Origin of the sequence: Methylobacterium oryzisoli, from assembly GCF_046557895.1 — a bacterium.
Taxonomy (GTDB): Bacteria; Pseudomonadota; Alphaproteobacteria; order Rhizobiales; family Beijerinckiaceae; genus Methylobacterium; species Methylobacterium oryzisoli.
On the sequence record NZ_JBKIBX010000017.1, the window covers coordinates 45,533 to 55,039 of the forward strand.

Sequence of the window (9,507 nt, forward strand, 5' to 3'; positions counted from 1 at the left end):
CAAATCCGCCATCCCGAAGGGATCAAGCGGATGCGGGATGAGTCTCCGCCAACCACGCCTGCGCGCGCGCGAGATCCGCCTGGGTCAGGCCGTGGCCGGCCGGCAGCACCTCGTGCGTGACCGCCGCGCCCGCCGTCTGGAGCTGCGCGGCGAGGCGGGCGGCGTTCTGCGCCGGCACGATCGGGTCCAGGCTGCCGGAGAGAATCAGCACCGGCCGGCCCGCGAGGTCGGCCGCGGGCGGCTCGGCGAGCGGCACCATCGCGCGGATCAGCAGGGCGCCGGCCAGCACGTCGGGGTGGAGGAGGAGCATCGCCGCCGCGATGTTGGCCCCGTTCGAGAAACCGACCGCGAGGGGCGCGGCCAGGCCGTACTGCTCCCGCGCCGCGCCCACGAAGGCGGCGAGGTCCGCGGCCCGGCGGCGCAAGTCCGCCTCGTCGAACACGCCCTCGGCGAGCCGGCGGAAGAAGCGCGGCATGCCGTTCTCCAGGACCGGGCCGCGCGGCGAGAGCAGGGCGGCGCCGGGGGCGAGCATCCGCCCGAGGGGCAGGAGGTCGGTCTCGTCGCCGCCGGTGCCGTGCAGCAGCAGGAGCGGCGTGCGGTCCGGCGCGCCGGCCGGCTCGACGCGATGGATGAAGGACTGGATGCTCACGGTGTCGCCCTCTCCTTCGTCGCCTTCTCCAGGAAGCGCACCAGCGCCTCGCGGTCGCCCGGATCGCCGATCGTCTGCTCGGGCATCTTGGTGCCGGGGGTGTAGCGGGCCGGTCCGACCTCGAACAGCTTGGCGATGGTCTCGGCGGTCCAGACGATGTCGAGGCGCTTGAGCGCGGGCGAGTAGGCGTAGTCCGGCGCCGTCGCGATCGGGCGGCCGAAGACCCCGTGCAGGGTCGGCCCGGCGCGGTTGCCGCCGTCCGGCGTGAGGGTGTGGCAGGCGGCGCAGGCCTGGAAGATCTCGGCCCCGCGCTCTCCGGTCAGGCCGGCGAGGAGGTCGGGCGGGCGCGTGAGCGCCAGCGGTCCGATCGGCTCGCCGGTCGTCATGTCCCAGCGCCGCACGAGGCGGTCCGAGCCGCCGGTCAGCAGCTCGCCATCCGGCCGGAAGGCCACCGACCAGACCGGCAGGCCGGGCCCGACCAGGGTGAAGCGCACGGAAGCCGCCTTGCGGTCGATCACCGCCACCGATCCGGCGACCGTCGCGGCGGCGATCCGGGTGCCGTCGGGGGACAGTGCCAGCGCGATCACCGGCCGCGGCCCGAGCGCGATGGCCGCACGCTCGTGCCCGTCCGGCGCGACGAGCCGCACGGTGCCGTCCGCCCCCGCCGCCGCGATCTCGCCGTCCGGCGCGGTCGCCACCGCGTTGAGCGGGGTGGGCAGCGTCACCGCGAGTTCCGGCCCGTCCCCGGCCGGCCACACCCGCAGGGTCGCGTCGTACCCCGCCGTGGCCAGCCGGCCGTCGGGCAGAAACACCACCCCGTTCACGTTGCCCTTGTGCCCGGACAGATCCCGCACCGGTCCGCCCGCGAGCGGCCGCACCCGGGCGGTGCCGTCCCAGGAGGCCGAGGCGAGCCGCACCCCGTCCGGCGAGACCGCGAGTCCGACGACCGGCCCGGTGTGATCGGAAAAGACCTCCAGCGGCTCCGGACGGCCGAGCCGCCAGAGCGCGACGCGCCCGTCCTCGCCGCCGGTGGCCATGCGCCCGTCGGGCAGGGCCGCCACCGCATTCACCGCCCCGTCGTGGAAGCGCAGGACCGCGAGCGCCGCGCCCTCGTCGATGCCCCACAGGATCGCCGACTGGTCGAAGCTGCCCGAGATCGCGAACCGTCCATCCGGGGCCACCGCGAGCGCCCGCACCGGACCGCCATGCCCCCGCATCGGCGCATCGGCCCGCGCGGCCGGGGCGAGGGCGAGGAGGGCCGCGCAGGCGAGGAGGAGGGGACGGCGCATCGGGGACCGGAGGGCTTGAAAGGGTCCCCGCGCTGCCCGCGTCAGGGCGTCCGGCCGGGACAGAATCCGGGCGACAGGCTTAAGGAGGTTCGGCCACGAGAGCAAACCGGGCCGGCCGCGGAACCCCGTCGCGCGCGAGAGGGTCGCGGCCCGAAGGCTCATCCGCGTGGGAACCGGCCGCGCCGACATTCGTAGCCCCGGGGGAGTATCTTGCTCCCTCGGAGATCTGCTCATGTTCATGCGCATCGACCGCCTCCAGGCCGAACTGCCCGAGCCCAAGAAGCCGGATCCCAACGCGGCCGCGGCCCTGCAGGAGCTGCTCGGCGGCAAGTACGGGGAGATGTCGACGCTCGGAAACTACATGTTCCAGAGCTTCAACTTCCGCAACAAATCGAAGCTGCGGCCCTTCTACAGCCTCGTGTCGAGCATCTTCGCCGAGGAACTCGGCCACGTCGAACTCGTCTCGACCGGGGTGGCGCTGCTGAACAACGGCCCGGGCGACCCGACGCCGGACGTCGACGTGTCGAAGGCGCCGTTCGAGGACATGAAGGACATCCGGCTCGCCGGCAGCTTCTTCAGCAACGGCGGCGGCGCGATGCCGATGAACTCGAACGCGGCGTCGTGGAACATGGACATGGTCACGACGACCGGGAACATCATCATCGATCTCCTGCACAACTTCCACCTCGAATGCGGCGCGCGGCTGCACAAGCTGCGGGTCTACGAATCGCTGACGGCCCCGACCGGCCGCGAGGTCTGCGGCTACCTGCTGGTGCGCGGCTCGGTCCACGCCCACGCCTACGCGCTGGCGCTGAAGAAGCTCACCGGCGTCGAGATCGAAAAAATGCTGCCGACGCCCAACATCGACCTCAGCCGCATCCCCGAGTGCCAAAAATACCTCGACGAGGGCAGCCACCGGCGGCTCTACCGCTTCAGCCCGCAGGACTACGCCGAATCGGCGGGCGTCTGGTCGAACGACGAGGTGGCGCTGCCGGGGGATCCGCCGGGCACCCTCGAGGTGGTCGACGGCCTGCCCGAGGGCGGCAAGATCCCGGAACTCGACGGCAATTACGGGGCCTTCGCGCCGAACTACGCGCCCGAGGAGATCTTCGAGATCGCGAGCAAGCTCTACAAGAAGAGCCGCTGAGGCGGCACGCCCGCGGCCGGGGATTCCCCGGCCGCCCGGCCTTGATCGGCGGCCGGCGATGCCGCATCCGGGGCGCATCGGTGATCCATGCCTGACCCCGCTCGCCCCCGATGACGCCCCGCACCGCCTCCGCGACGCTGATGCCGCTCGCCGACGCGGTGGCGCGCCTTGCGCCCCCGCCGGTGCCGGCCCGGCGCCTCCCCGTCGCGGAGGCGGTGGGCGCGGTCGCGGCCTCGGATTGTTTGGCCCCGCACGCCCTGCCGCGCGGGCGCACGGCCCTGCGCGACGGCTATGCCGTGCTGGCCGCCGACGTGGTGGGCGCCTCGCCCTACGCGCCGGTGCCGCTCCCCTCGGCCCCGGACTGGGTGGAGGCCGGAGCGGCGCTCCCGCCGGGCACCGACACCGTGCTGCCGCCGGAGGCCCTGGACGGGGACGAGGCGGTAGCCGACGCGCCGGCCGGTGAGGGCACCCGCGCGGCGGGGGCCGAGGCGCCGGCCGGAAGGCTCCTGGCGGCGGGCGAGCGGATCTCGCCCCTGCACGCCGCCGGCCTCGCCCTGGCGGGGATCACCGCGGTGGAGGCGCGCCGTCCCAGCCTGACCCTGCTCGTCACGGGCGAGCCGGCGCCCGACGCGCTCTCGCCGCTGGTCGCCGCGCTTCTCGCCCGGGAGGGCGCGCGGGTCACGGCGACGGTTTCGGTCCCGGACGATCCGGCGGCGATCGCGGCGGCGATCACGAATGCGGAGGCGGATGCCGTGCTGGTGCTGGGCGGGACCGGCTTCGGGCGCCGCGATCGCAGCGCGGAGGGCCTTGCCCGGGCGGGCAGCCTCGCGGCGCATGGGATTGCCTTGCGGCCGGGCGAGACCGCCGGGTTCGGCGAGGCCGGCGGGCGGCCGGTGCTGCTGCTGCCCGGACGGCCGGATGCCATGCTGGCCGCGACCCTCGCGCTGGGGCGCCCGCTCGCGGCGGCGCTGGCCGGACGCCGGGCGGAGTCTGCCGACGTACGCGCGCCGCTGCGGCGCAAGCTCTCCTCGGTGATCGGGCTTGCCGAAATGGTCTTCCTGCAACGCCAGGACGAGGGCGTGATGCCGCTCGGCGGGGCCGAGATCCCGCTCCACCGCCTGCTGCGGGCGGACGGCGCCGTGCTGGTGCCGCCCGACGTTGAGGGGTATGCCGGGGGCACGATGATCGAGTTCTTGCCGCTGTGAGCGCGTTGTGAGCGACGCCCCGCCCGCCGACGACTTTTCGGCCCGCCTCGCCCGGGCGGCGCGCCAGGAGCAGTTCCTGAGCGTCGCCTCCCGCGAGGAGGCGCTGGCCCGCTTCTGGGCGGCGGTGCCGCACGCCCCCCTGGAGGCGGAGGAGGTGGCGCTGGCCGAGGCGCTGGGCCGGGTGCTCGCCGCCGACGTCGCCTCGCCGATCGACGTGCCGCCCTTCGACCGCGCCCTGGTGGACGGGTTCGCGGTGCGCGCCGCCGACACCGCGGGGGCGAGCGACGCCGAGCCCCGCCTGCTTCGCCTCAACCGGGAGATCCTGGCCTGCGGCGTCGCCCCCCGGCTCGCCGTGGCGCCCGGCAGCGCGACCCCGATCGCCACCGGCGGCGTGATGCCCCGCGGGGCCGACGCCGTGGTGATGGTGGAGGCGACCGAGTTCGTGGAGGGCGCGGAGCCCGCCGTGGAGGTGGCGCGGGCCGCCGGTCCCGGCCAGTTCGTGGGCTATGCGGGGGCCGACATGGCCCGCGGCGAGACGGTGCTGCGCCGCGGCACCCTCGTCACCGCGCGCGAGATCGGCATGCTCGCCGCCTGCGGCCTCGCGGCGGTCGCGGTGGTGCGCCGGCCGCGGGTCGCCGTGCTCTCGACGGGCGACGAACTCGTGGCCCCCGGCAATCCGCTCCCGCCGGCCGCGATCTACGATTCGAACGGGGCGATCGTGGCGGCCTCGGTCGCCGAGAACGGCGGCGTGGCGCTGCCCCGCGGCATCGTGCGCGACGACGAGGCGGCGCTCGACGCGGCGCTGCGGGCCGCGCTCGCGGAGAGCGACGTGGTGGTGCTGTCGGGGGGCACCTCGAAGGGGGCGGGGGACGTCTCGCACCGTATCCTGTCGCGGCTCGGCGCGCCCGGCATCCTCGTGCACGGGGTGGCGCTCAAGCCCGGCAAGCCGCTCTGCCTCGCCGCGGTGGGGACCAAGGCGGTGGTGGTGCTGCCGGGCTTCCCGACCTCGGCGATGTTCACCTTCCACGACGCGGTGGTGCCGCTGATCCGCGCCCTGGCGGGCCTGCCGCCGCGCGAGGAGAGCCGGGTCGAGGCGGTGCTGCCCCAGCGCCTCGCCTCCGAACTCGGCCGCACCGAATTCGTGATGGCCTCCCTGGCCGAGAGCGGCCGGGGCCTCGTGGCGCTGCCGCTGGCCAAGGGCTCGGGCAGCGTCACGGCCTTCTCGCAGGCGGACGGCTTCTTCGCCGTGCCGGCGGCGCGCGCCGGGATCGAGGCCGGCGAGCGCGTGGCGGTGACGCGGCTCGGCGCCGGCATCCGGCCGCCGGACCTCACGCTGGTGGGCAGCCACTGCCTCGGCCTCGACCGGCTGGTGGGGCGGCTCGCCGAGCGGGGGGTGCGGGCGCGCACCATCTGGGTCGGTTCGGCCGGCGGCCTCGCGGCGCTCAAGCGGGCTGAGTGCGACGTGGCGAGCCTGCACCTGCTCGACCCGAAGACCGGGCGCTACAACGAGCCCTACCTCACGCCCGGCCTCGCACTGGCGCCCGGCTGGCGGCGCCTGCAGGGCGTGGTCTTCCGCGAGGGTGATCCGCGGTTTTCGGGCGCGCAGGCCGAGGAGGCTGTGCGGCGCGTGCTCGCCGACCCGCAGACCGTGATGGTCAACCGCAACACCGGCGCGGGCACCCGGGCGCTGATCGAGGGGCTGCTCGGCGGCGCCAAGCCCCCCGGCTACTGGAACCAGCCGCGCTCGCACAACGCCGTGGCGGCGGCGGTGGCGCAGGGGCGGGCCGATTGGGGCGTAGCTATCGCGACCGTGGCCCGCGCCTACAGGCTCGGCTTCCTGCCGCTCTCCGAGGAGCATTACGACTTCGCCTACGCGGTGGAGCACCGGGACCGGCCGGCGCTCGCCGCCTTCCTGGCGCTGCTGGCCGCGCCCGAGACGGCCGCCGACCTGCACGACCTCGGCTTCACGCCGGCCGCGAGGGGGTGAGATGCGCGTGATCGGCTTCGCCGGCTGGAGCGGCGCCGGCAAGACGACCCTGCTGCGGCGCCTGATCCCGGCGCTCACCGGCCAGGGCCTGCGCGTCGCGACCCTCAAGCACGCCCACCACGCCTTCGACGTCGACCAGCCGGGCAAGGATTCGTACGTGCACCGGGAGGCGGGGGCGAGCGAGGTGATCGTCTCGTCGAGCCGCCGCTGGGTGCAGATCCACGAGGTCGGGGAGGGGCCGGAGGCGACGCTGCCCGAATTGCTGGCGCGGCTCACGCCCTGCGACCTCGTGCTGGTCGAGGGCTTCAAGCGCGAGGCGCATCCCAAGCTCGAAGTCTTCCGCGCCGCCAACGGCCGCCCGCCGCTCCACCCGGAGGACCCCCGCATCGTCGCGGTGGCGAGCGACCGGCCCTTTCCCGAGGCCCGCGTGCCGGTGCTGCCCCTCGACGACGTGGCGGCGATCGCCGCGGCGGTGCGGGCGGGGGCGGAGCCGCTCGGCCTCGTCATCGACAGGCTCAACGGCCATGGCGCAACTCTCTGACGATTGCTTCGCCTTCGGCGGGCCGCTGCTCTCGGTGGAGGCGGCCGCCTCCCTGATCGCCGAGCGGGTGCCGGTGATCGCCGGCATCGAGACCGTGCCGCTGTGGCGCGCGGACGGGCGCATCGCCGCCGAGGCCTTGCGCGCCGGGCTCGACCTGCCGCCCTTCGCCAATTCCGCGGTGGATGGCTACGCGGTGCGCTTCGCCGACCTCGGCGCCGAGGGCGAGACGGTGCTGCCGGTGCGCGGGCGCCTCGCCGCCGGCGGATCGCCCGCGGGTCTTTCCGCGGCGGGCGCGGCGGTGCGGATCTTTACCGGGGCGCCGATGCCGGCCGGGGCCGACACGGTGTTCATGCAGGAGGATGTGCGGCTCGCGGGCGAGCGCGTCGGCCTGCCCCCCGGCCTCAAGCGCGGCGCCAACAGCCGCCCGGCGGGCGAGGACGTCGCGCGGGGCGCCGAGGTGATCGCGGCGGGCCAGCGCCTCACGCCCCCGGCCCTCGCGCTCGCCGCCGCCACCGGACACGCCGCGCTCGCGGTGCGCCGCCGCCTGCGGGTCGCGGTGTTCTCGACCGGCGACGAACTCGCCGAGCCGGGCGAGGCCCTCGGTCCCGGCCGCATCCACGATTCGAACCGCGTGCTGCTCGCGACCCTGCTCGCGCGGCTCGGCGCGGAGGTGGCGGATCTCGGCATCCTGCGGGACGACCCTGGCGCGCTGCGGGACCGGCTGAGGGACGCGGCGCGGGACCACGACCTGATCCTCACCTCGGGTGGAGTCTCGACGGGCGAGGAGGACCACGTCAAGGCCGCGGTCGAGGCGGTGGGGCGCCTCGTGCTCTGGCGCCTCGCGATCAAGCCCGGCCGGCCGGTGGCGGTGGGGCTGATCGGGTCGACGCCGGTCGTGGGCCTGCCGGGCAACCCGGTCGCCGTCTACGTCACGCTGCTCTTCGTGGTGCGCCCGCTCCTCGCGCGCTTGGCGGGCGAGGCGTTCGTGCCCCCGCTGCCGCAGCCCGCCCGCGCCGCCTTCCGCTACCGCAAGAAGACGGGCCGGCGCGAATACGTGCGGGTGTCGCTCCGCCGCGCGCCGGACGGCACGGTCGAGGCCGTGAAGTTTCCCCGCGACGGGGCCGGCGTCCTGACCTCGCTCACCGGCAGCGACGGCCTCGCCGAACTCCCGGAGGACGCGACCGGCGTCGAGGAGGGGCAGCGGGTGCAGGTCTTCCTGCACCCGCTGCTGTGGTGAGGGCGCCGCGAGGGGCGCAGGCGTTCCGTGACGCAAGCATCCGAGACCATCCAGTCCGTGCTGACGCCGGCCTTTCGCCCGGGAGTTCGTTGATGCCGTCGATGGAAGACATTCTTGGCGCACCGATCGAGCGTGAGCGCCGGGTGCCCGGCACGCGGCCCGGCGAGAGCGAGACGGTCCGCTACGTAACGTTTCACGAGCCCCGCACGCCATCCGCCACTTTCAGGGAGGTGACCCGCGCAGTGACATCACCCCTGCCGAAGCGGGGCGGCGCGGTGCTGGAAGGCTGCCTCGTCACCCTGCCGGACGGCCAGCGGCTCTGCGCCCTGTCGTTTCACGGCGATATCGAGGGCTGGCAGAGGCAGATCGAAGAAGGCGCCCGGATGCTCGGCCTCGTCGGCGCCCGCCTCGAGGCGGACGTTCTGCACCTCTCCGACGGGCGATCGGTCCCGCTCGACGCCTGTACGATCGCGCTGGATTGAGTCAGGTCCGCCCGCAGGGGGTGGCGCGGGATCGGGATGCGGGCCGTGAGCGACGGATCAGGGCGATGACGAGCCAAATCGGCCGCGGGCCGAATTCCGATACGCTGATCTTCGCCGAGGAGGCTTTCAGCGGGGCGGGCACACGATGCCTCGATATCGGCAGCGGCCTCGACACGAAGGACGCGCTCATCGGTTGGTACGCGGGCGCGCTCCCGTTGCCGGGGTACTGGAGCTGCAACTGGGACGCCTTCGCGGATTTCCCGGAAGACCTGTCCTGGCTTCCCGATCGGGCCATCGACATCCATCACGACGGCCTGCCTCTTGCGGACCGTCCGGACGGGCTCGCGATCTACGTCACCATCCTGCACAGCACGGTGCGGCATTGGCGCCGATTCCCCGAGCACGACGTTCGGGTCGCTTTTCATCCTCGCTGGACGGCTGCGGTGTCCGGCATCACGCTCGATGAGCCTTGAGACGTCGTCCACGCATGGCGCACTTCGTCATCGAACCGGAAGTGGCCGGAGGTCTGGGCGCGAGGACGGTTCTGGATCGCAGCCGCCATCCTCCCGTGGTGCAGAAGCTGCACTACGAGTTCGACGGATGGCTCGGCGATGTCCTGCTGGAGAGCTTCCCGGCCTTCATCGTGACGCAGGAGGCGCAACAGGCCCTCATCGAGGACGGCGTGACCGGTGTTCGCTTCGATGACGTCGAGGTCTCGCTCTCCGCCACGTTTCAAGAGACGCGGCCCGGCGCGGCGCTTCCTCGGTTCGTTTGGTTGCGCCCGGAGGGCGAACCCGGGCGGGACGATATCGCGGTGGCTCGGGACGGACGTCTGGTTCTCTCGCAGCGCGCCCTCGACATCGTCCAGGCTCTCGGTCTGTCGCAGGCGCGCGTTGACCCCTTCACGAAGTAGAACGCCATGAGCGGGGCCGATCGAAACCCGTGGGATGCCCTGAGGCACGCGGTCGAA

The 9,507-nt window shown here is 74.3% G+C and carries 10 protein-coding genes; 8 read left to right on the top strand and 2 right to left on the bottom strand.

What is annotated here, in order from left to right; genetic code table 11:
- Positions 1-22 precede the first annotated feature (22 nt).
- Both ACKUB9_RS17665 and ACKUB9_RS17670 read right to left on the bottom strand, forming a co-directional pair.
- A complete protein-coding gene (locus ACKUB9_RS17665; RefSeq protein WP_407524749.1) occupies positions 23-649 on the bottom strand; it encodes an alpha/beta hydrolase in 627 nt (208 codons plus the stop codon).
- The gene (locus ACKUB9_RS17670) at positions 646-1,938 is read right to left on the bottom strand and encodes a c-type cytochrome (protein WP_407524751.1); all 1,293 of its coding nucleotides are present in this window, start codon (positions 1,936-1,938) and stop codon (positions 646-648) included. The genes ACKUB9_RS17665 and ACKUB9_RS17670 overlap by 4 nt, the downstream gene beginning before the upstream one ends.
- Before the next feature lie 232 nt (positions 1,939-2,170).
- On the opposite strand from ACKUB9_RS17670, the gene ACKUB9_RS17675 reads away from it, so the two are divergent.
- From ACKUB9_RS17675 to ACKUB9_RS17710, 8 genes are all read left to right on the top strand, one after another.
- On the top strand, positions 2,171-3,085 hold the full coding sequence (locus ACKUB9_RS17675) for a manganese catalase family protein (RefSeq protein WP_407524753.1): 915 nt from the start codon (positions 2,171-2,173) through the stop codon (positions 3,083-3,085).
- 110 nt (positions 3,086-3,195) lie between these two features.
- Positions 3,196-4,290 (top strand): molybdopterin-binding protein, encoded by a 1,095-nt coding sequence (locus ACKUB9_RS17680; protein WP_407524755.1) that lies wholly within the window; start codon positions 3,196-3,198, stop codon positions 4,288-4,290.
- 7 nt (positions 4,291-4,297) lie between these two features.
- A complete protein-coding gene (locus tag ACKUB9_RS17685) occupies positions 4,298-6,277 on the top strand; it encodes a molybdopterin biosynthesis protein (protein ID WP_407524757.1) in 1,980 nt (659 codons plus the stop codon).
- 1 nt (position 6,278) lies between these two features.
- The gene (mobB, locus tag ACKUB9_RS17690; RefSeq protein WP_407524759.1) at positions 6,279-6,818 is read left to right on the top strand and encodes a molybdopterin-guanine dinucleotide biosynthesis protein B; all 540 of its coding nucleotides are present in this window, start codon (positions 6,279-6,281) and stop codon (positions 6,816-6,818) included.
- The gene (locus ACKUB9_RS17695) at positions 6,802-8,055 is read left to right on the top strand and encodes a molybdopterin molybdotransferase MoeA (protein WP_410823561.1); all 1,254 of its coding nucleotides are present in this window, start codon (positions 6,802-6,804) and stop codon (positions 8,053-8,055) included. Before mobB ends, ACKUB9_RS17695 begins: the two co-directional genes overlap by 17 nt.
- A gap of 101 nt (positions 8,056-8,156) precedes the next feature.
- A complete protein-coding gene (locus ACKUB9_RS17700; RefSeq protein WP_410825851.1) occupies positions 8,157-8,537 on the top strand; it encodes a hypothetical protein in 381 nt (126 codons plus the stop codon).
- Complete coding sequence (locus ACKUB9_RS17705; protein WP_407524765.1) at positions 8,534-9,010, top strand: barstar family protein; 477 nt, start codon at positions 8,534-8,536, stop codon at positions 9,008-9,010. Before ACKUB9_RS17700 ends, ACKUB9_RS17705 begins: the two co-directional genes overlap by 4 nt.
- 14 nt (positions 9,011-9,024) lie before the next feature.
- Positions 9,025-9,450, top strand: a complete 426-nt coding sequence (locus ACKUB9_RS17710) for a hypothetical protein (protein ID WP_407524767.1) — start codon at positions 9,025-9,027, stop codon at positions 9,448-9,450.
- The last annotated feature ends 57 nt before the right edge of the window (positions 9,451-9,507 follow it).

Coding starts and splice junctions, on each gene's coding strand:
- ACKUB9_RS17695 (WP_410823561.1), top strand. CDS start 6,802: ATGGCGCAACTCTCTGACGATTGCTTCGCCTTCGGCGGGCCGCTGCTC.
- ACKUB9_RS17700 (WP_410825851.1), top strand. CDS start 8,157: ATGGAAGACATTCTTGGCGCACCGATCGAGCGTGAGCGCCGGGTGCCC.
- mobB (WP_407524759.1), top strand. CDS start 6,279: ATGCGCGTGATCGGCTTCGCCGGCTGGAGCGGCGCCGGCAAGACGACC.
- ACKUB9_RS17670 (WP_407524751.1), bottom strand. CDS start 1,938: ATGCGCCGTCCCCTCCTCCTCGCCTGCGCGGCCCTCCTCGCCCTCGCC.
- ACKUB9_RS17680 (WP_407524755.1), top strand. CDS start 3,196: ATGACGCCCCGCACCGCCTCCGCGACGCTGATGCCGCTCGCCGACGCG.
- ACKUB9_RS17710 (WP_407524767.1), top strand. CDS start 9,025: ATGGCGCACTTCGTCATCGAACCGGAAGTGGCCGGAGGTCTGGGCGCG.
- ACKUB9_RS17675 (WP_407524753.1), top strand. CDS start 2,171: ATGTTCATGCGCATCGACCGCCTCCAGGCCGAACTGCCCGAGCCCAAG.